Raw genomic sequence first — 20,659 nt, 5'->3', positions numbered from 1 at the left:
CTGTTGCGGGAGTCTTCAACGCTTTGGCGATCTGTAGCCAGACTTGGCGGGGAATGGATGCGTAACCGTGATGCTGTTTGAGGTGTTCCGTTATCCGGACACTGGGTAACGGGGGTCGGACGCGGACGAGTTGGGACATCAGGGACAAATAGGTGTCTTACGCCCTCGTCTACGCGCGAAGATGTCCGCCCAGCACCGAGACGGCGGCCCCGCGACGGTCAGTATCCGCCCCCGGCCGGAGGGTACCCGTAGCCCCCCGCCGGAGCCTGGGCGGGGGCCGCCGCGTGGGCTTCGCGGTCGTAGAAGGGCCGGGCGTTGTCACGCAGCCACATCGCGACCGGGTCGTGGAGGTCGGTCATCGCCACCGTCGACACCGGCAGCCCGTCCGGCACCGCGCCGACGGACTGCTGCATCATGGCGCGGACCGCGTCCACGGCGGGCGGGGAGGTGTCGTACACGTCGAGGCCGATGGCGAGGTACGGCGCCCCGAGGGCCGGCTGCACCCAGGCACGGCGCAGGGCGCGGACCGCCGGGGTGCGGTGGGCGTTCTGCGCGAGCAGCGCGTAGAACTGCGGAACCTCGATGGCCGGTTCGGACAGGCGCAGGGGCCCGGCGGGCTGGCGGTCCAGGCCGGAGGCGATGCGGCGCAGGTCGAGCCACGGGATGCCGACGCCGCCGCCCCGGGCGTGCGGGTTCAGCCAGAGGCCGTAGTGGTCCGGGTAGAGGGCGCGGGCCACTTCGAGCCCGTCCACCACCTCGTACGACCGGTTCCAGCCGCTGGCCGACAGCTCCTGGGCGGAGGTGACACAGGGCGCGTAGCCGAAGCCCTCGACCTCCATGTTCCCGTACTGCGCGTCCGGGGAGCCGGCCTGACCGTGCCAGAGCAGCATCCACACCTGGCCGGAGGTGGGAGTGGCGAGCGCGCGCAGCAGGGCCTCGTAGGCGTCGTAGCGCCCGGGCGTCACCTGGCGCAGCATGTGCTCGACCTGTCCGGTCGTGGTGCCGCTGGCGCTCACGCGTATCGCCCCTTCGAGAAGTTCCCCGGTTGTGGCACCAGCTTAAGGCTCCGCCGGGCAGGGGTCCCCTGCGCTCGGGGTGCTTCGTCCGTTCCCGGGGCGGGCTCCTCGTCGCGGGCCGCTCCTCACAGGTCCCGGTCGTAGAACGGGCGGACGTGCGCGCGCATCCAGTCGCAGACCGGGTCGTGGGCCGCCTCCAGGAGGACCAGGTTGACCTGCGTCTTCAGGGGGGCCGTGGCGAGGGCGCGGCCCAGGGCGTCCAGGGGCAGGGCGCGGGCGTCACCCTCCCAGTGGGTCAGCTCGACGCCGACGAACATGACCGGGTCGGCGGTCTCGACGGCGGCCAGGCAGCGGCGGGCGGTGCGCACGACGCCGATGGCGGCGAACTCGGCGGAGGCCGCGGCGAGGAAGTCCACCGGGTCGTCCTGCCAGTCCGGCTCGAAGAGGCGGACCCGGCCGCCGGACGCGGGCCCGTCGAGCGGGGTGCGGCCGGCCCGGCACAGCTCGGCCACGGCCGGGGGCGGCAGCGGGATGCCGACCACGCCGTCCGGGTTCACGGCGATGCCGATCTGCGGGGGCAGACCGCGGGCGAACTCCGCGGCGGGGGCGACGGTGTACGCCATCTGCGCGCCGGCGACCTGGCGGAGCTGCTCCTCGGAGCTGAAGACCGGCACGTAGGCCTGGCCCTCGATCTCCAGCGAGGGCAGGTCGAGGGGGCCGCTGTCCGGTCCGCCGCCGTTCGGCAGGGGGATCCACAGGAAGCTGCGGCCGAGGACCTCCACGATCCGGCCGCCGGCGCCCGGCACGCCGAGGGAGGCGGACAGCACCTCCTCCAGTTCGTTGCCGGGCCATCCGCCGTGCGGGTGGGGGTGCGCCTGGGCCGGGAAGCCGGCGGAGAAGTCCGCCGGGAGGCCCCCTGGGATGTCCATCTGCCTACCGCCTGCCTGGTACCGCTGCTGTGGCTGAAAAGGCTAACCCGTTCGGTACCGGGGGCCTACGGGGTGTCACCCCGTGAAGGCGATCCGGCGCAGCACGCCCGCGGCCTCCCGGTCCAGGAGGATCGCCGAGGTGCAGCCGACGGGCAGGGAGCCCTCGGTGACCGCGCGCAGCAGCCGGGCGTTGGCCGCGCGGTGCCGCAGGAACGCGTACCGCGAGACGCCTCGGCCGCGCTCGCGCTGGCCGGCCAGCGCCTCGTCGGCGTCGACGTCGATCAGCAGCAGGTGCAGGGTGCCCTTGCGGCGCCGCGCCTCGCGGGCCAGCCAGCCGCGCACCCAGACCTGGGTGCCGCAGTCGTGCACGACCACGCCCTCGCCGGAGCGCAGGGCGCGGCGCAGTCCGGCGTAGTGGGCGAGGCGGACGAGGGGGCGGTAGAGCGCGTACGGCAGGAAGCGCGGCATGCGGCGGTCCCAGCGGTCGCGGGCGTCCTGGGAGTCGATGCGCGGGCCGCGCACGGTGCGCTCCATCAGCGTGGACTTCCCGCTGCCGGGCAGGCCGGTGATCACCACCAGGTCCCGGGGTCCGAAGAGCAGGGCGTGCGGGCTGTGGCCGCCGCGGTCCCGCAGGTCGCGGACGACGGGCGCGGGCAGTTCGGCGCACTTCTCCGGGGCCGGGGCGGCGGGCTGCTCGGGCAGCGCGAGACCCGTGGTGGTGGCGTACGCCGTGGTCCTGTTCACCGTGATCGTCCTCCCCTGGGGCGGTTCACGAAGTCCCCTCCCCGTCGAGTGTAAAGAGAAGGTAATGCGCAGGTCTCGCGTTTTCGTTCGCTTACTGCCACAAGCCGGTTACAGATCACGGTCTGCCACGGATCGGCCCGGCATGCAATGATGGCGGCGCCAACTGCATACCGGCCGTTTGAATCCGCGCGGGAGAGTCCCCGGCCGTCGCCGGGGCGCCGAAGGAGCAAGTCCCTCCCTTGAATCTCTCAGGCACCGTTACCGCGCGGGCGAGGCACATCTGAAAAGCGGGCCGCCGCGCGACGGCTGCCCCACCCAAGGTGCAAGTCCTGACCGCCGCGCTCCGGTGGTCATGGCGAACCTCTCAGGTTCCGATGACAGATGGGGAGGATCGACCTCGCCCCGTCCTGTCCTGGGAGACGACCGACCGATGAGCAGTACCGAACTCCGCCGTACCGCGCTCGACGCCACGCATCGGGCGCTGGGCGCGACGATGACCGACTTCGCCGGCTGGGACATGCCCCTGCGCTACGGCTCCGAGCGCGACGAGCACCTCGCGGTGCGCACCCGCGCCGGGCTCTTCGACCTCTCGCACATGGGCGAGATCACGGTCACCGGGCCGGCCGCGGCCGACCTGCTGAACTTCGCGCTGGTCGGCAACATCGGCAGCGTGAAGCCGGGCCGCGCCCGCTACACCATGATCTGCCGCGAGGACGGCGGCATCCTGGACGACCTGATCGTCTACCGGCTGGGCGACGCCGAGGCCGCTTCTTCCCACTACATGGTGGTCGCCAACGCCTCCAACGCCCAGGTCGTGCTCGACGCGCTGACCGAGCGGGCCGCAGGCTTCGACGCCGAGGTCCGCGACGACCGCGACGCGTACGCGCTGCTCGCCGTCCAGGGCCCCCAGTCCCCGGCCATCCTGAAGAGCCTCACCGACGCCGACCTGGACGGTCTGAAGTACTACGCCGGTCTGCCCGGCACCGTGGCCGGCGTCCCGGCCCTGATCGCGCGCACCGGCTACACCGGCGAGGACGGCTTCGAGCTGTTCGTGAAGCCGGAGCACGCCGTCGGGCTGTGGCAGGCGCTGACCGAGGCGGGCGAGGGCGCCGGACTGGTCCCCTGCGGCCTGTCCTGCCGGGACACGCTCCGCCTGGAGGCCGGCATGCCGCTGTACGGGCACGAGCTGACGACGGCGCTGACGCCCTTCGACGCCGGGCTCGGCCGGGTGGTGAAGTTCGAGAAGGAGGGCGACTTCGTGGGGCGCGCGGCGCTCACCGAGGCCGCTGCCCTGGCGGAGCGGAAGCCGCCCCGGGTCCTGGTCGGGCTGGTCGCCGAGGGCCGCCGCGTCCCGCGCGCCGGGTACCAGGTCGTGGCCGGCGGCGAGGTGGTCGGCGAGGTCACCTCCGGCGCCCCCTCGCCGACGCTGGGCAAGCCGATCGCCATGGCGTACGTCGACCCGGCGCACGCGGCTCCGGGGACGCCGGGTGTCGGCGTGGACATCCGGGGCAGCCACGAGCCGTACGAGGTCGTGGCGCTGCCGTTCTACAAGCGGCAGAAGTAGACACTGGGCGACGGGGCCCGGCCGCTCCGCACACGCCCGCTGCCCGCTCTCGTCGTCCACCGGCGGTTTCAGCATCCCCCCTCGCATCACCCCCTTCAGCAGCACTCCCCCGCGTACAGGAGAATTCAGGCCATGAGCAACCCCCAGCAGCTGCGCTACAGCAAGGAGCACGAGTGGCTGTCGGGCGCCGAGGACGGCGCCTCGACGGTCGGCATCACGGAGCACGCGGCCAACGCGCTCGGTGACGTGGTCTTCGTCCAGCTCCCCGAGGTCGGCGACTCCGTCACCGCGGGCGAGACCTGCGGCGAACTGGAGTCGACCAAGTCGGTCTCCGACCTGTACTCCCCCGTCTCCGGCGAGGTCACCGAGGTCAACGAGGACGTCGTCAACGACCCGTCGCTGGTGAACTCGGCCCCCTTCGAGGGCGGCTGGCTCTTCAAGGTACGGATCACGGACGAGCCGGCCGACCTGCTCTCCGCCGACGAGTACACCGCCTTCACCGCCGGCTGAGGAGTCACGGACCGCATGTCGCTTCTGAACACACCCCTGCACGAGCTCGACCCCGACGTCGCCGCCGCCGTCGACGCCGAGCTGGACCGCCAGCAGTCCACCCTGGAGATGATCGCCTCGGAGAACTTCGCTCCGGTCGCGGTCATGGAGGCCCAGGGCTCGGTCCTCACCAACAAGTACGCCGAGGGCTACCCCGGCCGCCGCTACTACGGTGGCTGCGAGCACGTCGACGTCGTCGAGCAGATCGCCATCGACCGGGTCAAGGCGCTCTTCGGCGCGGAGCACGCCAACGTGCAGCCGCACTCGGGCGCCCAGGCCAACGCGGCCGCGATGTTCGCGCTGCTCAAGCCCGGCGACACGATCATGGGTCTCAACCTCGCCCACGGCGGGCACCTGACCCACGGCATGAAGATCAACTTCTCCGGCAAGCTCTACGACGTCGTGCCCTACCACGTCGGCGACGACGGCCAGGTGGACATGGCCGAGGTGGAGCGCCTCGCCAAGGAGCACAAGCCGAAGCTGATCGTGGCCGGCTGGTCGGCCTACCCCCGGCAGCTGGACTTCGCCGCGTTCCGCAAGGTCGCGGACGAGGTCGGCGCGTACCTGATGGTCGACATGGCGCACTTCGCCGGTCTGGTGGCGGCGGGCCTGCACCCGAACCCGGTCCCGCACGCCCACGTCGTGACCACCACCACCCACAAGACGCTGGGCGGCCCGCGCGGCGGTGTGATCCTCTCCACGGCCGAGCTGGCCAAGAAGATCAACTCCGCCGTCTTCCCCGGTCAGCAGGGTGGCCCGCTGGAGCACGTGGTGGCCGCCAAGGCCGTCGCCTTCAAGGTCGCCGCGAGCGAGGACTTCAAGGAGCGCCAGCGTCGTACGCTGGAAGGCGCCCGCATCCTGGCCGAGCGCCTGGTGAAGGACGACGCGAAGGCGGCGGGCGTGTCGGTCCTGACCGGCGGCACGGACGTCCACCTGGTCCTCGTCGACCTGCGCGACTCCGAGCTGGACGGCCAGCAGGCCGAGGACCGCCTCCACGAGGTCGGCATCACGGTCAACCGCAACGCCGTCCCGAACGACCCGCGTCCGCCGATGGTGACCTCCGGTCTCCGCATCGGTACGCCGGCCCTGGCGACCCGCGGCTTCACCGCCGAGGACTTCGCCGAGGTCGCGGACGTGATCGCCGAGGCGCTGAAGCCGTCCTACGACGCCCAGGCCCTCAAGGCCCGGGTGAAGGCCCTGGCCGACAAGCACCCGCTGTACCCGGGTCTGAACAAGTAGACACCGCGTGACCGGGGCGCCGGGCCCGCCACAAGCGAGCCCGGCGCCCCACCCCCGAGCACCGCCCTCTGCACCACCCCCGTTCTGAGGAGTCCCCGTGGCCATCTCGGTCTTCGACCTGTTCTCGATCGGCATCGGCCCGTCGAGCTCGCACACGGTCGGCCCGATGCGCGCGGCCCGCATGTTCGCCCGCCGACTGCGCGGCGAGGAGCTGCTGGGCTCCGTCGCCTCGGTCCGCGCCGAGCTGTACGGCTCGCTCGGCGCCACCGGCCACGGCCACGGCACCCCCAAGGCGGTGCTGCTCGGCCTGGAGGGCGACTCCCCGCGCACGGTGGATGTCGAGACGGCCGACGACCGCGTGGAGACGATCAGGTCCTCGGGCCGCCTCAGCCTGCTCGGCGAGCGCGAGATCGCCTTCTCCTACGACGACGACATGGTCCTGCACCGCCGCAAGGCACTCCCCTACCACGCCAACGGCATGACGCTGTGGGCGTACGACGCGCAGGGCGCCGAGGTGCTGACCAAGACCTACTACTCGGTCGGCGGCGGCTTCGTCGTCGACGAGGACGCGGTGGGCGCCGACCGCATCGTGCTCGACGACACCGTGCTGAAGTACCCCTTCCGCACCGGCGACGAGCTGCTGCGGCTGGCCCGCGAGACGGGCCTGTCCATCTCCGCCCTGATGCTGGAGAACGAGCGGGCCTGGCGCGACGAGGACGAGATCCGCGAGGGCCTGCTGGAGATCTGGCGCGTGATGCAGGCCTGTGTGGAGCGCGGCATGTCCCGCGAGGGCATACTCCCCGGCGGCCTCAAGGTCCGCCGCCGCGCCGCCAACACCGCGCGCAAGCTCCGCTCCGAGGGCGACCCGCTGGCCCTGTCGATGGAGTGGATCACGCTCTACGCCATGGCCGTGAACGAGGAGAACGCGGCCGGCGGCCGGGTCGTCACGGCCCCCACCAACGGCGCGGCCGGCATCATCCCGGCGGTTCTGCACTACTACATGAACTTCGTCCCCGGCGCCGACGAGGACGGCGTGGTGCGCTTCCTCCTCGCGGCCGGCGCGATCGGCATGCTCTTCAAGGAGAACGCCTCCATCTCCGGCGCCGAGGTCGGCTGCCAGGGCGAGGTGGGCTCCGCCTGTTCCATGGCGGCCGGCGCGCTCGCCGAGGTGCTGGGCGGCAGCCCCGAGCAGGTGGAGAACGCGGCCGAGATCGGCATGGAGCACAACCTCGGGCTCACCTGCGACCCGGTCGGCGGCCTGGTCCAGATCCCGTGCATCGAGCGCAACGGCATGGCCGCGGTGAAGGCCGTCACGGCCGCGCGGATGGCGATGCGCGGCGACGGCTCCCACAAGGTGTCCCTCGACAAGGTCATCAAGACCATGAAGGACACCGGCGCCGACATGTCGGTCAAGTACAAGGAGACGGCCCGGGGCGGGCTGGCGGTCAACATCATCGAGTGCTGAGCGGCGCCGGGCGCGCGGGGCACTGATCACGCGTCTCACATCGTGACATGGGACAACTGAAAAATGAGACGCCTGAGATCGTGGCGGTGCCAGCACCTTTCGCACGTGAAAGACCGAGACATGCCCGCACCAGCCTCAGGACCGTCCCCGGCGCCCGTCAATCCGCGCTCCCGCGTCCTCGTCGCCAGCCTCATGGGCACGACGATCGAGTTCTACGACTTCTACATCTACGCGACCGCGGCCGTACTGGTCTTCCCGAAGCTCTTCTTCCCGAGCAGCGACCCGACCACCGCCCTGCTCTCCTCCTTCGCGGTCTTCGGCGCCGCGATGGTGGCCCGCCCGATCGGGGCCGTCGTCTTCGGCCACCTCGGCGACCGGCTCGGCCGCAAGAAGACGCTGGTGGTCTCACTCCTCACCATGGGCATCGCCACGTTCCTGATCGGCGTCCTGCCCACCTACGCCCAGGCCGGCTGGGTCGCCACCGCGCTGCTGGTGCTGATGCGGATCGCGCAGGGCTTCGCGCTCGGCGGCGAGTGGAGCGGCGCGGCCCTGGTCGCCACCGAGAACGCCCCCCGCGGCAAGCGCGCCCTGTACGGGACCTTCCCGCAGCTGGGCGCCCCGCTCGGCTTCATCATCGGCAACGGCCTGTTCCTGATCATCGGGGCGCTGCTGCCCTCCACGGCCGGCGCCGACCCCACGCAGCCCTCCGACGCCTTCGTCGAGTGGGGCTGGCGCATCCCGTTCCTGTTCTCGGCCGTGATGGTCGCGATCGGCCTGTGGGTGCGCTCGCGGCTGGTCGAGTCGGCGGTCTTCGCCAAGACCCAGGAGGCCGGCCGGGTGCGCAAGCTGCCGCTGGCCACCGTGGTGCAGGGCCACTGGAAGCAGCTGGTCCTGGGCACCTTCATCATGCTGGCGACGTACGTGCTCTTCTACCTGATGACCACGTTCTCGCTGAGCTACGGGCGGGCCGCCGAGGACGCCGCCGTGCCCGGTCTCGGATACGGCTACACCACCTTCGTCCTGATGATGATCTTCGGCGTGCTGTTCTTCGCCGCGTTCACTCTGGTCTCCGGCCCGCTCGCCGACCGGTACGGCCGCCGTTCCACCCTGATCTGGATCACCGCGGCGATCGTGGTCTTCGGGCTGGTCTGGGTGCCGCTGATCGGCCTGGGCACGCTCGGTGTGGTGCTCTGGCTGGTGCTCGGCTTCACGCTGATGGGCATGACCTTCGGCCCGATGGGCGCGCTGCTGCCCGAGCTGTTCCCCACCAGCGTGCGCTACACCGGCTCCGGCATCTCGTACAACGTCAGCTCCATCCTCGGGGCGGCCGTCGCCCCGTTCATCGCGGTGGCGCTGTGGGAGGCCGGTGACGGCTCGCCGTGGCTCGTCGGTGTCTACCTCTCGGCGATGGCGGTGCTGACGCTGGTCGCGCTGCTCCTCTCCAAGGAGACGAAGGACGTCTCCCTCGACGACGGCGAGGCGGCCCCCGCCGACGCCGCCGCCCCCCGGGCCGCGGTCACCTCCTCCGCCCCCTGATGCGACCGGCGTTCACCCCTCCCGTACGCCGAGCGTCCTCGCGCCCGGCGTACGGCCGCCGATCCCGGGCATAACAACAACCTCCGTCCACCGGGCACTTCAGCCCCACAGGCTACGAGGGAGTTCTCATGCTGCGCGGCATCGACGTGAGCGCGTACCAGTCCTCCAGCTACGGCACGGACGGCCTCTCCTTCGTCTTCGTCAAGGCGACGGAGGGCCGTTCGTACGTCAACCCCAAGCTCGGCGCCCAGACGGAACGGGCCCGCGACGCCGGACTCGTCGTCGGCTTCTACCACTTCCTGTGGCCGGGCAACCTCACCGCCCAGGCCGAGTACTTCGTCTCCAAGGCACCCGACCGGCCCGGCGACATCCTCGCCGTCGACTGGGAGACGACGGGCGAGGGCACCCACGCGAGCAACGCGGAGAAGGACAGCTTCATCCGCAAGGTGAAGGCGCTGCGGCCGGACAATCGCGTCGTCCTCTACTGCAACCGCAATTTCTGGCTCAACGTCGACACCACCTCGTACGCCGGCGACGGTCTCTGGATCGCCGACTACGTCGCGGCCGGCAAGCCCCGCATCCAGGCCACCTGGCGCTTCCACCAGTACACCGACGACCCCGTCGACACGAACGTGGCGGACTTCGCGAGCAAGGCCGCGCTGAAGACGTGGGCCGACGGCGCCTGAGGCGGGTCAGCCGCGGAAGTCGGCCTGCCGTTCCGGGGACGCTTCCGCCAGCGCCTTGGTGACGCCCTCGACACCCTCGCGCAGGCCGTACACCGGGGTGCCGGGCTGCTGGCGCCAGGACTCGTCGAGGCCGCCCGCGTCTACGGTGTCGAAGCCCAACTCGTCGATCAGCGAACGGACCTTCGCCTTGGCCGCCGCGTCGTCACCGGCGACCGGGAGGGCCATGCGGTCCGGGTCGCCGGACGGGCGCGGGCGGTCCAGGATGTCCTGTGCGTAGGTGCCGTTGAAGGCCTTGACCACGGTGTGGCCGAGGTGGCGTGCGGTCCAGCGGCTCTCGGTGAGGCCCTCGTCCTCGATGGCGGCGATCCTGCCGTCGCGCTGGCGCGGGTAGTAGTTGCCGGTGTCGATGACGGCCACGTCGTCGGCCGCCCCGTCGAGCACGCCGGACGGAAGGTCGGGGACCGCCTTCAGAGGGACGGTGACGACCACGATCTCGGCGCCGCGCGCCGCTTCCCCGACCGGTACGGGGGTCGCGCCGGTCTCCTCGGCCAGTGCGGTGAGCGTGTGCGGGCCGCGGGAGTTCGCCACCGAGACGTCGTGCCCGAGGGCGGTGAGCCGTCGGGTGAGGTTGCCGCCGATGTTGCCCGCGCCGATGATGCCGATCTTCATGATGCTGACTCGCCTGGCCTTCCGGAGGTCGTGTCGTGCGGAGACCGGCGGCTCGCGCCGGTCTCCGGTGCCAACACGCCCGCGCCGCCGGGTGTTCCGCGGCCCGCCGGACATGCCGCAGGGGCGCCCTCCGGGTGACCGGAGGGCGCCCCTGTGCACGGCGTCGTCACTTGTTCAGGTGGGCCTGGAACTCGTCGAACGACAGCAGCTTGTCCCCGTCGAGGTCACGGCCGGCGATGATCGCCTCGGCCACCGACTCGGTGACGTTCCAGTCGCCGCCCTGGGCCAGTGCGGTCTTGAACTCGGCCGCGGTGATGAAGCCGTCACCGTCCGTGTCGATCCGGTCGAACTGCTTGCGTGCTTCCTCGATGTCCGCCACCGATCCGCCCCTCATTCCGTGCTCCGCCCGTACGCTGGTCACCCCAGCGGACGCGTCTGACGCAGGTCAGATTAGCTGCCCCCGCCCGCCTGCGACGCGGCGACCACCCCCGGGCGGACGAGACACGAGGAGCACGGTGTGACGGGGAGTCTGCGCGACATTCTGGACTCGGTGGCGCGGGGCGTCTTCCCTGCGGCCGACGGCGGTACCACCGTGGTACCGCAGCACGGCACCCGGGACGCGGGCGTGATCGCCTTCACGGCGCACTCGGTGGTCTTCACGGACGAGGACCCGGGGTGGGTGCGCAAGACGCTGGACGGGCTCGGCTGCGATCCCCTCGCCGCGACGATGAACGCCCGGTTCCTGACTGCCTTCGCGGAGCGCACGGGCAGGACGACGGACACGATCGACGTGCTGCTGACCGGCGCTCCGCTTCCGGGCGGGCCGGGCACCGCGCTGACGGAGGTCGCCGATCCCGGGCATCCCCGGGTGGTGGCCGCCCGCAGGCGGCGCGACGAGGTGCGGGTGTGGGCGGCGGACGGCGGCGTGCTGGTGCTGGGCCGGGGGGTCGCCGGACGTCTGGAGGTCGCCGTGGAGGTGGCGGAAGGGGCCCGGCACCGGGGGCTGGGGCGGCACCTGGTGACGGCGGCGCGGCAGTTGGCGGGGGGTGAGCCGGTGTGGGCGCAGGTGTCGGCGGGGAACGCCCGCAGCCTGCGGGCGTTCCAGGCGGCGGGCTACACGCCGGTGGGGTCGGAGGCGCTGTTCCTGCGGCCCTGAGCGGGCCGGGGCGGTCAGTGCCAGGGCTTGTAGTGCGGGTTGCTCTCGCACTCGCTCATGATCTCGGTCTTGGTCTCCCGGTCGACCGGGCAGACGCCGATGATGTACTGCCGCTGGATGCCGCCGGGGAAGGCGACCTCGAGCTGGTCGGCCCACCTGTGCGTGTCGCCGATTGTCTTGTTGACGTCGATGCCGCCGGGAGCGTCGACGTAGTAGTTGTAACCGGACTTGTACCAGGTCTTGTACAGGTCGTGGTCGTAGGTGGTGGAGACGTACGGCGAGGGCTGGTTGACCAGGACGTACTTCTCGATGTCGTACTGGCCGTTCTTGACGTCCTTGGCGTGGAAGCCCTCTTCGAAGACGACCTGCGGGCCGCGGCTGTCGCTGCGGTAGAGGGTGCCGCAGGAGGTGCGCCAGACCGGCTCGGGGGTGATGCGGTCGACGTCGACCGTGCGGTCGGTGGCGGCCTCGATGCGGTCGTCGAGCAGGGGGCAGGCGGGGGCGGCCTTCGCGGGCGCCGTCGTGGGGGCCGCTTCGGGCACGGTGGCGGCCGAGGTGGCGAGGATGGCGGAGAGGGAGAGGACGGCGGCGGCGGCCCGGCGCCGCAGGCGAGTCGTGATCATGCGGGTACGATCCCGGCTGCCGGGCGCCGGAGGGCGGATCGTCACCCGTAGGCGGCGTGTTGGGCGAACGGGGTTGCGCGCGGCGGCAGATGGGTCGTCAGCGGTCCAGGACCCGCATCTCGAACCAGGTGGTCTTGCCGCGCGGCAGCAGGTCGACGCCCCATCGGTCGGACAGCTTGTCGACGAGGAAGAGGCCGCGCCCGCTGATGTCCGTCTCCTGCACCGGCATCAGACAGGGCAGGCCGCGGGAGGGGTCGCGGACCTCGACGCGGATCCAGCCGGGGCGGCGCCGCATACGCAGGCCGAAGATCCGGGCGCCGGTGTGGCGTACGGCGTTGCCCACCAGTTCGGAGACGAGCAGGACGGCGTCTTCCGTGATCTTGGGGCCGAGGTTCCACTGGCGCAGGGCGACGATCTGGGCCAGTCGGCGGGCGGTGGCCGCGGACTCCGGGAGGGACGGCAGCGGAACCTCGCACTCTGTGGGGCTGCCGAACAACTCGAGTGCCTTCAGTGCGCGTTCGTCCTCCACCGCCGGCGACCAGCGCGCCGCGGTCGCACGTCCGGCTCCCCGCGGCTGTTCCGTGTCCTCCAGCCCCGCCATATCCCCATCATGGCCGCCCCCGGGGGCCACCGGGGGCGTTCCCGGCGAATACGCACCCGCGGGGGCGGGGACGGACGGCGTCCGTCCAGCATATGCCAGAGGCAGTTCAGGAGCCGAAACAGCCCCACTGACCTGCGCGGACGGATGGACCGGTAACAAGCTGGGAGCTCCCTCGGCACGACGCGCTTAATGGTGCGTTAAGGCTGCCATAAACCGCCCCATCGAGGGACCCGGATCAGACACCGCGTCAACTGCGAGAGGTGAGCGGGGACTTCGCGGGCGGGTCGCGGAGGTCCCTCAGAGGAACTTCGCCTTCCCCGGGCCCTCCTCCACGAAGCTGCGCATCCCGCGCTCACGGTCCTCGGTGGCGAACAGGCCGGCGAACCAGTTCCGCTCGACGGCGAGACCGGTCTCGATGTCCGTCTCCAGACCCGTGTCGACGGACTCCTTCGCCGCGCGCAGCGCGATCGCGGGGCCCTTGGCGAGCCGGGCGGCCCAGGCGTGCGCCTGCTCGTACACCTCGCCGGCCGGCACCACCCGGTCCACCAGGCCGAGGGTGAGCGCCTCGTCGGCCCTGACCTGGCGGCCCGTGAAGATGAGGTCCTTGGCCCGGGAGGGGCCGATCAGCCGGGACAGCCGCTGGGTGCCGCCGGCGCCGGGGATCAGGCCGAGCAGGATCTCGGGCTGGCCGAGCTTGGCGTTCTCGCCGGCGATGCGGAAGTCGGCGCAGAGCGCGAGTTCGCAGCCGCCGCCGAGGGCGTAGCCGGTGACGGCCGCGACCACCGGCTTGGGGATGCGGGCGACCGCCGTGAAGGAGTCCTGGAGGGCACGGGCGCGCACGATCATCGCCGCGTGGTCCATCGCCTGCATCTCCTTGATGTCCGCGCCGGCGGCGAACACCTTCTCGCCGCCGTACAGCACGACGGCGCGTACGTCCTCGCGGCGGGTGGCCTCCTCGGCCAGCTCCTTGAGCCGGTCCTGGGTGGCGATGTCCAGCGCGTTCATGGGCGGGCGGTCCAGGCGCAGCGTGCCGACGCCGTCGGCGACTTCGAGATTCACGGTCATGCCCAGCAGGTTAACGGGGACTAACGGCATCGGCCCCGGTGCCGTACCTCACACGGAGGTCGGTACCGGGGCCGCGGGCCGGTGCGGGCTCAGGCCTTCCACTTCTCCCAGGACATGTTCCAGCCGTTGAGGCCGTTGTCCGGGGCGATGGTGGCGTCGTCGGAGTTCTTCACCACGACCACGTCGCCGATGAGCGAGTTCTCGAAGAACCAGGCGGCCGGCGCCTTCTCGTCCCAGCCGCCGCGGACGTCGCGCAGGCCGATGCAGCCGTGGCTGGCGTTGCGGTTGCCGAAGGCGTCGCCGCCCCAGTAGTTGCCGTGGATGAAGGTGCCGGAGGTGGACAGGCGCATGGCGTGCGGGACGTCCTTGATGTCGTACTCGCCGCCGTAGCCGACGGTCTCGCCGTTCATGCGGGTCACGGGGAGCCGCTCGGTGATGACCATCTGGCCGTTCCAGGTCTCGTAGCCGGGCGCGCCGGTGGTGACCGGGATGGTCTTGACGGTCTTGCCGTCGCGCACGACCTTCATGGTGAGCTTCTTGGCGTCGACGACGGAGACCTGGCTGCGGCCGACGGTGAAGGAGACGGTCTTGGCCTGTTCGCCGTAGACGCCGTCGCGGCCCTCGACGCCGTCGAGGGCGAGGTCGACGGTGACCTCGGTGCCGGGCTTCCAGTACTTCTCGGGGCGGAAGTCGAGGCGGTCGTTGCCGAACCAGTGGCCCTCGACCTCGACGGCCGGTTCGGTCCTGATGCGGATGGCCTTCTCGACGTCCTCCGGGTTGGTGATGCCCCGGGAGAAGCGGATCGAGAACGGCATGCCGACGCCGACCTTCGAGCCGTCCTCCGGTGTGAAGGTGCCGGTGAAGGTGTTCTCCGGTGTCAGGGTGGTGAAGCGGGAGTCCTCGGCGGCCGTGCGGCCCTCGGAGTCCTTGGCGACCGCGTGCACGGTGTAGGTGGTGGAGGCGGCCAGGTGGGTGGACGGCGTCCAGGTGGCGCCGTCGCCGGCTATCTTCCCGTCGACCCTGCCGCCGTCGGCGTCCTTGACCACGACCTCGGTCAGCTTGCCCTTGGCGGCGCCTATCTTCAGGTCACCGCTGGTGTCCACGGCCTTCGCCCCGTCCTTCGGGGCGATCGTGACCACGGCCTCGGACTGCTTGCCCTGGGCGGCGGTGGAGTCCTTGGCGTGTCTGCCGCCGTCCCCGGATCCGGCGCCCGAGCCCGATCCGCCCCCGCCGCAGGCGGTGACCGTGAGCAGTACGCCCAGTGCCAGCGCCGGCAGTGCCCTGCCGCGTCCCTTGCCGCCCCGTCCCCGGATGCCCGCCGGTGACGCCCCCGATATCGGACGCACGTTCAACTCGTCTCCCCTCGCCGGGCCCGGTCCGGGGCCCGCACCCCAGTGCGCCCGCGCGCACCGGCGCATCGTAACCGCAGGCCAGGGGCGCCGGGGACCGTGCAAATGTCACTGTTCCGTACCGAGTTGCGGGGGCGCGTGTCAGGGTCACTTCACCGCGGTGCCCGCCTTCCACTTCTTCCAGTTCATGTTCCAGCCACCGAGCCCGTTGTCAGGGGCGACGGTCTTGTCCTTGCTGTGGACCACCTCGACGACGTCGCCGATCAGGCTGCGGTCGAAGAACCACCCCGCCGGGGTGTCGGCACCACCGCCCTTGACGTCGCGCAGGCCGACGCAGCCGTGGCTGACGTTGGCCCGGCCGAAGGTGTCGGTGGGCGCCCAGTAGTTGCCGTGCAGGAAGGTGCCGGAGCTGGTCAGACGGATGGCGTGCGGGACGTCGGGGATGTCGTACTCGCCGCCGAAGCCGACCGTGCGGCTGTTCATGCGGGTGACGTCGAGCATCTCGGTGATCACCATCTTGCCGTTGTAGGTGGGGGTGGACGGCGCTCCGGCGGTGATCGGCACGGTGGTCAGCAGGGTGCCGTCGCGGCGCACCTGCATGGTCCGCTCGGCCGCGTCGACGAGCGAGACCTGGCTGCGGCCGACGGTGAAGGAGAACGACTTGCGCTGGAGCCCGTACACCCCCGGCGCGCCCTCGACGTCCCGCAGCCGCAGGTCGACGGTGACCTTGGTGCCGGGTTTCCAGTACTCCTCGGGGCGGAAGTCGAGGCGGTCCTTGCCGAACCAGTGGGGGCGGATCTCGGTGGCGGGCTTCGCGGTGACCGAGACGGCGCGCTCGACGGCGGCGCGGTCGGTGATCTCCCGGCTGAACGACAGCGAGACGATCATGCCGGTGCCGACGACCGAGCGGTTCTCGGGAGCGGCGTACGCGATGAAGCGCTCCTCGGGGACGTAGGTGGTGAAGGTGGTGTGCCGGGCCGCGCGGCGCGCGTGGCCGTCCAGGGCCACGACGTCGACGGTGTACTTCGCGGCGAGTGCCAGCCGGTCGTCGTCGGGCCGCCAGCTCAGGCCGTCGTCGGAGATCCGGCCCGGTACCGGGGTCTCCCGCGCGTCCTGCGACCTGACCACCTTCACCGACTCCAGGCGCCCGCCGGGCACCCGGACCGACAGCTTCCCGTCCGGCCGGACGCCCTTGCTGCCGTCGTCCGGGGTCACCCGGATGACGTCCTCGGCGGCGGGGGGTTTGCCGAAGACCTCGCCGATCCCACCCCCGTCCGAGGTGCATCCGGCGGCCCCGGCCAGCAGTCCTGCCCATGTCAGTACGGCGGCCAGAGCGGCCCCCGCGCGCCGTGCGCGCCCATGTACGTGCCTCACATCCACCCGTAACGACCGGTCCGCCCTGGGGAAACGTGAGTGCGAGCCATGCGGTGGGCAGAACAGTGGGGAGGACGACGCGACGGGGAGCAGCGGTGGGGACGCCGCGCCCTTCTCCCCGTAGCCGGCACGTCGTTCCACGAGCCGCAGGAGGCTGACAGGTGTCCAGCGCAGCCGAGCAGGAGGCGGTGGCCGGGAAGCCGGCCGCCGAGGACGGGCACCCCGCCGTCGTGGTGAACGGCTCGCGGCGTGCCGCGCCGCCCACCGCCGTGCCGGCCTGGCCGGGCACACCCGTGCCGTTGGGCGCCCGGTTCCGGACCGGACCGGACCAGGTGGCGGGCACCAACTTCGCGCTGTGGGCGGGCGGGGCGGAGGCGGTGGAGCTGTGCCTGTTCGACGAGCGGGGCCCCGGGGGCGGGGAGCGCCGGGTGCGGCTGACGGAGCTGACGCACGAGATCTGGCACGGTTTCGTGCCGGGCGTGGGCCCCGGGCAGCGGTACGGCTTCCGGGTGCACGGCCGCTGGGACCCGTGGACCGGCGCCCGCTGGAACCCGGCGAAGCTGCTGCTCGACCCGTACGCCCGTGCGGTGGACGGCGACTTCGCGCTGCCGCCCGAGGTGTACGGGCACGTGCGGGACTGGCCGGAGCAGCATGTGGCGGACACCGTGCGCGACGACCGGGACTCGGCGCCGTACGTCCCGAAGGGCGTGGTCGTCCATGACGACGACGACTGGTCGGACGACCGTCGGCCGAAGACGCCCTGGGCGGACTCGGTGATCTACGAACTGCACGTGCGGGGCTTCACCAAGCTGCACCCCGGCATCCCCGAGGAGCTGCGCGGGACCTACGCCGGCCTGGCGCATCCGGCGGCGATCGAGCACCTGGTGCGGCTCGGCGTGACGGCGGTGGAGCTGCTGCCGGTGCACCAGTTCGCGCACGAGGACCACCTGCTGAAGCGCGGCCTGAAGAACTACTGGGGTTACAACTCGATCGGCTACTTCGCCCCGCACGCCGGCTACGCCGCCGCCGGCACCCGGGGTGAGCAGGTCGGCGAGTTCAAGCGGATGGTGCGCGCGCTGCACGCGGCCGGGATCGAGGTCATCCTCGACGTGGTCTACAACCACACGGCCGAGGCGGGCGAGCTGGGCCCGACGCTCTCCCTGAAGGGCGTCGACAACCGCGGCTACTACCGCCTCCAGCCGGACGCCCGCCGCTACGCCGACTACACGGGCTGCGGCAACACCCTGCACGTCGTCCAGCCGCACGTACTGCGCCTGATCACCGACTCCCTGCGGTACTGGGTGACGGAGATGGGGGTGGACGGCTTCCGCTTCGACCTGGCGGCGGCGCTGGCCCGCTCCATGCACGACGTCGACATGCTGTCCCCGTTCCTCGCGGTGATCGCGCAGGACCCGGTGCTGCGGCGGGTGAAGCTGATCGCCGAGCCCTGGGACGTCGGCTCGGGAGGCTACCAGGTGGGTGCCTTCCCGCCCCTGTGGACGGAGTGGAACGACCGCTATCGCGACGCCGTGCGGGACTTCTGGCGGCACGCGCTGCCGGACGTGCGGGAGATGGGCTACCGGCTGTCGGGCTCCAGCGACCTGTACGCGTGGGGCGGGCGGCGGCCGTACGCGTCGGTCAACTTCGTCACCGCGCACGACGGCTTCACACTGCGCGACCTGGTCTCCTACGGGCGCAAGCACAACGAGGCCAACGGCGAGGGCAACCGGGACGGCACGGACGACAACCGGTCCTGGAACTGCGGCACGGAGGGGGAGACGGACGACGAGGCGGTACGGGCGCTGCGGCGGCGCCAGCTGCGCAACCTGATGACGACGCTGCTGCTGTCGACCGGGGTGCCGATGCTGGTCGCGGGCGACGAGCTGGGCCGCACCCAGCGCGGCAGCAACAACGCCTACTGCCAGGACAACGCGATCAGCTGGGTCGACTGGAGCCTGCTGGACGACCCGGAGTGGCGGCCCCTGTTCGAGCTGACCTCCCGGCTGATCGCGCTGCGCCACCGGCATCCGGTGCTGCGCCGCCGCGCGTTCTTCTCCGGCCGCGCGCACTCCGCGGACGGCCTGCGCGACCTGGCCTGGTTCACCCCGCGGGGCACGGAGATGACGGAACGGGACTGGTACGCGCCCGCCGCCACCCTCGGCATGTACCTGTCCGGGCGGGACATCCCGGGCCGCGACGAGCGCGGGGACGCCATCGTGGACGACAGCTTCCTCGCGGTGCTGCACGCCGGGGAGCGCCCCGCGCCCTTCGTCCTGCCGGCCGCGCCGTGGGCGGAGCGGTACGAGGTGGTCGTCGACACCAGCGGGGAGGAGCAGGCCGAGGCGCCGGGCGGGACCCACCCGGCGGGCGCGGAGGTCCCGGTCCCGGCGCGGTCGGTGCTGCTGTTGCGGGTCGTCGGCTGAGCTGTCGTTTCGGCTCCGTGAACTCCGCGGTGATCTTCTTGACCGGGGCACCGGCCTGCTGGGAGCGTCCCTGCCCATGAGGTCTTCCGCTGCCCGCCGGTGCGTGGGCGTCGCGCTCGTGGCGCGACGCCACGTCGACCTGTGCCGGCACGCCGGCGCCGTCTGTCGCTGACCCGCGCGCGCCTCCCCCTCCCTCCCTTTCTTCTCGCTCCTCCTTCCCCTGGGATCACGCATGTCTGAGATGTCCCGTCGTGTCTTCGGCGGCCTGCTCGGCGGCGGCGCGGTGACGGCCGTGGCCGGTCCGTCCGCGTCCGCCGCGCCCGCCGCGCCCGCCCCCGCCGAACGCCCCTTCCGGGCCCGCCCCGGCGCCGGACCGCGCAGACGCCCCAACGTCCTGTTCATCCTCGGCGACGACCTCGGCTGGGCCGACCTGTCCTCCTACGGCGCGCCGCACATCCGCACGCCCCACCTGGACCGGCTGGCGGCGCAGGGCGTCCGGTTCACGCAGGCCTACGCGGGGTCGGCGACCTGCTCCCCGACCCGGTTCAGCCTGTACACGGGCCGCTTCCCGGGGCGTACGGAGGGCGGACTGGCCGAGCCTCTCGGCGACCGGTCCCAGGGCCTGGACCCGGACCACCCGACGCTCGCGTCCCTGCTGAAGGGGGCGGGGTACGCCACCGCCCTGATCGGCAAGTGGCACTGCGGATGGCTGCCGGACCACAGCCCCACCAAGTCCGGCTGGGACGAGTTCTTCGGCAACTTCGGCGGGGCGCTGGAGTACTTCTCCAAGCTGGGCCAACTGGGCGACTACGACCTGTACGAGGGCGACACCACCTACCAGGACCTGCGCTACTACACGACCGTCCTCACCGAGCGCGCCGTCGAGTACGTCGGCCGCGACCACGACCGCCCCTGGCTGCTCAACCTCAACTACACCACCCCGCACTGGCCGTGGCTCACCGAGGACGACGCGCGTGAGGGCGCGGAGATCGCCGCCGAGATCCGCACCGGGAACGTGCTGGGCGCGCTGCTGCACCGCGACGGCGGTTCGGTGGAGAAGTACAGGGAGATGGTCGAGGACCTGGACGCCTCGGTCGGCAAGGTCCTCGCCGCGCTGCGCCGCTCCGGCCAGGAGGAGAACACCCTCGTGGTCTTCGCCAGCGACAACGGCGGCGAGCGCTTCTCGTACCAGTGGCCGCTCAGCGGCGGCAAGTCCGAACTGCTGGAGGGGGGCATCCGCATACCGACCGTGCTGCGCTGGCCGGCCCGCGTCGACGGCCGGCAGGTCAGCCACGAGCCGGTGTACTCGCCGGACTGGACGGCGACCCTGCTGGAGCTGGGCGGCGCCCGGCCGGACCCGGAGTACCCGCTGGACGGCCGGAGCCTGGCCGGCTACCTCCTGCGCGGCGAGGAGGTGCCCGAGCGCGACCTGTTCTGGCGGGTGCGCGGCAACCGGGCGCTGCGCCGGGGCGACTGGAAGTACTACCGGGACGCGGACGGCAGGGACCATCTGTACGACCTCGGTGCCGACGCCCGCGAGCAGGCGGACCTGGCCGCCGAACGGCCCCGGCTGCTCGCCGAACTGCGGGCGGCCTGGGAGAAGGTGGACGGCGGCCTGCTGCCGTACCCCGCGGCCTGAGCCCCGCGGGGTCGCACCCGGGAGGCCGTCCG

At 72.0% G+C, this 20,659-nt stretch carries 20 protein-coding genes and 1 riboswitch; of the genes, 10 read left to right on the top strand and 10 right to left on the bottom strand.

From position 1 onward, the window contains the following. Positions 1-218: 218 nt before the first annotated feature. The 3 genes from ACGF5T_RS23550 to ACGF5T_RS23540 form a co-directional block, all read right to left on the bottom strand. Complete coding sequence (locus ACGF5T_RS23550; protein ID WP_356610474.1) at positions 219-1,016, bottom strand: enhanced serine sensitivity protein SseB C-terminal domain-containing protein; 798 nt, start codon at positions 1,014-1,016, stop codon at positions 219-221. Between the two features lie 125 nt (positions 1,017-1,141). Beyond that, a complete protein-coding gene (locus ACGF5T_RS23545) occupies positions 1,142-1,945 on the bottom strand; it encodes an enhanced serine sensitivity protein SseB (RefSeq protein ID WP_356610473.1) in 804 nt (267 codons plus the stop codon). A 75-nt stretch (positions 1,946-2,020) separates the two neighbouring features. Next, positions 2,021-2,689, bottom strand: a complete 669-nt coding sequence (locus tag ACGF5T_RS23540; RefSeq protein WP_361013127.1) for an AAA family ATPase — start codon at positions 2,687-2,689, stop codon at positions 2,021-2,023. Positions 2,690-2,868: 179 nt separating this feature from the next. Then, positions 2,869-2,963: riboswitch (glycine riboswitch) on the top strand. Positions 2,964-3,119: 156 nt separating this feature from the next. Here ACGF5T_RS23540 and gcvT point away from each other — a divergent pair. The 6 genes from gcvT to ACGF5T_RS23510 all read left to right on the top strand — a co-directional run bounded on the left by gcvT (position 3,120) and on the right by ACGF5T_RS23510 (position 9,728). Beyond that, positions 3,120-4,253 carry a glycine cleavage system aminomethyltransferase GcvT gene (gene gcvT / locus ACGF5T_RS23535; protein ID WP_361013130.1) on the top strand — a complete coding sequence of 378 codons (1,134 nt, stop codon included), beginning with the start codon at positions 3,120-3,122 and terminating at the stop codon, positions 4,251-4,253. A gap of 132 nt (positions 4,254-4,385) precedes the next feature. After that, positions 4,386-4,763, top strand: coding sequence for a glycine cleavage system protein GcvH (gcvH, locus tag ACGF5T_RS23530; RefSeq protein WP_104633323.1), 378 nt, complete (start codon positions 4,386-4,388; stop codon positions 4,761-4,763). A 15-nt stretch (positions 4,764-4,778) separates the two neighbouring features. Further along, entirely contained in the window at positions 4,779-6,041 is a 1,263-nt protein-coding gene (gene glyA / locus ACGF5T_RS23525) for a serine hydroxymethyltransferase (RefSeq protein WP_366767321.1), read from the top strand. Between the two features lie 97 nt (positions 6,042-6,138). Next, on the top strand, positions 6,139-7,506 hold the full coding sequence (locus ACGF5T_RS23520) for an L-serine ammonia-lyase (protein WP_361013137.1): 1,368 nt from the start codon (positions 6,139-6,141) through the stop codon (positions 7,504-7,506). Positions 7,507-7,626: 120 nt separating this feature from the next. Beyond that, positions 7,627-9,042: an MFS transporter gene (locus ACGF5T_RS23515; RefSeq protein WP_366767320.1), complete on the top strand. Its 1,416-nt coding sequence runs from the start codon at positions 7,627-7,629 to the stop codon at positions 9,040-9,042. Between the two features lie 128 nt (positions 9,043-9,170). Next, positions 9,171-9,728: a glycoside hydrolase family 25 protein gene (locus ACGF5T_RS23510; RefSeq protein WP_366767319.1), complete on the top strand. Its 558-nt coding sequence runs from the start codon at positions 9,171-9,173 to the stop codon at positions 9,726-9,728. A gap of 6 nt (positions 9,729-9,734) precedes the next feature. Here the strand turns inward: ACGF5T_RS23510 and ACGF5T_RS23505 are convergent, their stop codons facing one another. Together ACGF5T_RS23505 and ACGF5T_RS23500 are read right to left on the bottom strand one after the other, a co-directional pair. Next, entirely contained in the window at positions 9,735-10,511 is a 777-nt protein-coding gene (locus tag ACGF5T_RS23505) for an NAD(P)-binding domain-containing protein (protein ID WP_356610466.1), read from the bottom strand. A gap of 52 nt (positions 10,512-10,563) precedes the next feature. Next, the gene (locus tag ACGF5T_RS23500) at positions 10,564-10,776 is read right to left on the bottom strand and encodes an EF-hand domain-containing protein (protein WP_356610558.1); all 213 of its coding nucleotides are present in this window, start codon (positions 10,774-10,776) and stop codon (positions 10,564-10,566) included. A 138-nt stretch (positions 10,777-10,914) separates the two neighbouring features. Between ACGF5T_RS23500 and ACGF5T_RS23495 the strand changes: the two genes are divergently transcribed. After that, the gene (locus tag ACGF5T_RS23495) at positions 10,915-11,553 is read left to right on the top strand and encodes a GNAT family N-acetyltransferase (protein ID WP_366767318.1); all 639 of its coding nucleotides are present in this window, start codon (positions 10,915-10,917) and stop codon (positions 11,551-11,553) included. A gap of 14 nt (positions 11,554-11,567) precedes the next feature. On the opposite strand, the gene ACGF5T_RS23490 is transcribed toward ACGF5T_RS23495, so the two are convergent. From ACGF5T_RS23490 to ACGF5T_RS23470, 5 genes are all read right to left on the bottom strand, one after another. Then, positions 11,568-12,176 (bottom strand): ADP-ribosyltransferase, encoded by a 609-nt coding sequence (locus ACGF5T_RS23490; protein ID WP_366767317.1) that lies wholly within the window; start codon positions 12,174-12,176, stop codon positions 11,568-11,570. A 97-nt stretch (positions 12,177-12,273) separates the two neighbouring features. Further along, complete coding sequence (locus ACGF5T_RS23485; RefSeq protein ID WP_356610463.1) at positions 12,274-12,777, bottom strand: ATP-binding protein; 504 nt, start codon at positions 12,775-12,777, stop codon at positions 12,274-12,276. A 297-nt stretch (positions 12,778-13,074) separates the two neighbouring features. Then, the gene (locus ACGF5T_RS23480) at positions 13,075-13,842 is read right to left on the bottom strand and encodes an enoyl-CoA hydratase-related protein (protein ID WP_361013154.1); all 768 of its coding nucleotides are present in this window, start codon (positions 13,840-13,842) and stop codon (positions 13,075-13,077) included. Between the two features lie 89 nt (positions 13,843-13,931). Then, the gene (locus ACGF5T_RS23475; protein WP_392889082.1) at positions 13,932-15,194 is read right to left on the bottom strand and encodes an Ig-like domain-containing protein; all 1,263 of its coding nucleotides are present in this window, start codon (positions 15,192-15,194) and stop codon (positions 13,932-13,934) included. Between the two features lie 144 nt (positions 15,195-15,338). Next, complete coding sequence (locus ACGF5T_RS23470) at positions 15,339-16,565, bottom strand: Ig-like domain-containing protein (protein ID WP_356610461.1); 1,227 nt, start codon at positions 16,563-16,565, stop codon at positions 15,339-15,341. A 161-nt stretch (positions 16,566-16,726) separates the two neighbouring features. On the opposite strand from ACGF5T_RS23470, the gene glgX reads away from it, so the two are divergent. The 3 genes from glgX to ACGF5T_RS23455 all read left to right on the top strand — a co-directional run bounded on the left by glgX (position 16,727) and on the right by ACGF5T_RS23455 (position 20,627). Then, positions 16,727-18,988 carry a glycogen debranching protein GlgX gene (glgX, locus tag ACGF5T_RS23465; RefSeq protein WP_366767316.1) on the top strand — a complete coding sequence of 754 codons (2,262 nt, stop codon included), beginning with the start codon at positions 16,727-16,729 and terminating at the stop codon, positions 18,986-18,988. Positions 18,989-19,064: 76 nt separating this feature from the next. Next, positions 19,065-19,160: a putative leader peptide gene (locus ACGF5T_RS23460; RefSeq protein WP_356610459.1), complete on the top strand. Its 96-nt coding sequence runs from the start codon at positions 19,065-19,067 to the stop codon at positions 19,158-19,160. Between the two features lie 60 nt (positions 19,161-19,220). Continuing rightward, positions 19,221-20,627 (top strand): sulfatase-like hydrolase/transferase, encoded by a 1,407-nt coding sequence (locus ACGF5T_RS23455; protein ID WP_366767315.1) that lies wholly within the window; start codon positions 19,221-19,223, stop codon positions 20,625-20,627. Positions 20,628-20,659 lie beyond the last annotated feature (32 nt).

Source organism: Streptomyces sp. NPDC047853, from assembly GCF_043204535.1.
In the GTDB taxonomy this organism is placed as follows: domain Bacteria; phylum Actinomycetota; class Actinomycetes; order Streptomycetales; family Streptomycetaceae; genus Streptomyces.
This window is presented reverse-complemented; position numbering and strand designations above follow the sequence as displayed.

Coding starts and splice junctions, on each gene's coding strand:
- gcvT (WP_361013130.1), top strand. CDS start 3,120: ATGAGCAGTACCGAACTCCGCCGTACCGCGCTCGACGCCACGCATCGG.
- ACGF5T_RS23480 (WP_361013154.1), bottom strand. CDS start 13,842: ATGACCGTGAATCTCGAAGTCGCCGACGGCGTCGGCACGCTGCGCCTG.
- glyA (WP_366767321.1), top strand. CDS start 4,779: ATGTCGCTTCTGAACACACCCCTGCACGAGCTCGACCCCGACGTCGCC.
- gcvH (WP_104633323.1), top strand. CDS start 4,386: ATGAGCAACCCCCAGCAGCTGCGCTACAGCAAGGAGCACGAGTGGCTG.
- ACGF5T_RS23460 (WP_356610459.1), top strand. CDS start 19,065: ATGAGGTCTTCCGCTGCCCGCCGGTGCGTGGGCGTCGCGCTCGTGGCG.
- ACGF5T_RS23515 (WP_366767320.1), top strand. CDS start 7,627: ATGCCCGCACCAGCCTCAGGACCGTCCCCGGCGCCCGTCAATCCGCGC.
- ACGF5T_RS23545 (WP_356610473.1), bottom strand. CDS start 1,945: ATGGACATCCCAGGGGGCCTCCCGGCGGACTTCTCCGCCGGCTTCCCG.
- ACGF5T_RS23505 (WP_356610466.1), bottom strand. CDS start 10,511: ATGTCCGGCGGGCCGCGGAACACCCGGCGGCGCGGGCGTGTTGGCACC.
- ACGF5T_RS23485 (WP_356610463.1), bottom strand. CDS start 12,777: ATGGCGGGGCTGGAGGACACGGAACAGCCGCGGGGAGCCGGACGTGCG.
- ACGF5T_RS23490 (WP_366767317.1), bottom strand. CDS start 12,176: ATGATCACGACTCGCCTGCGGCGCCGGGCCGCCGCCGCCGTCCTCTCC.
- ACGF5T_RS23510 (WP_366767319.1), top strand. CDS start 9,171: ATGCTGCGCGGCATCGACGTGAGCGCGTACCAGTCCTCCAGCTACGGC.
- ACGF5T_RS23455 (WP_366767315.1), top strand. CDS start 19,221: ATGTCTGAGATGTCCCGTCGTGTCTTCGGCGGCCTGCTCGGCGGCGGC.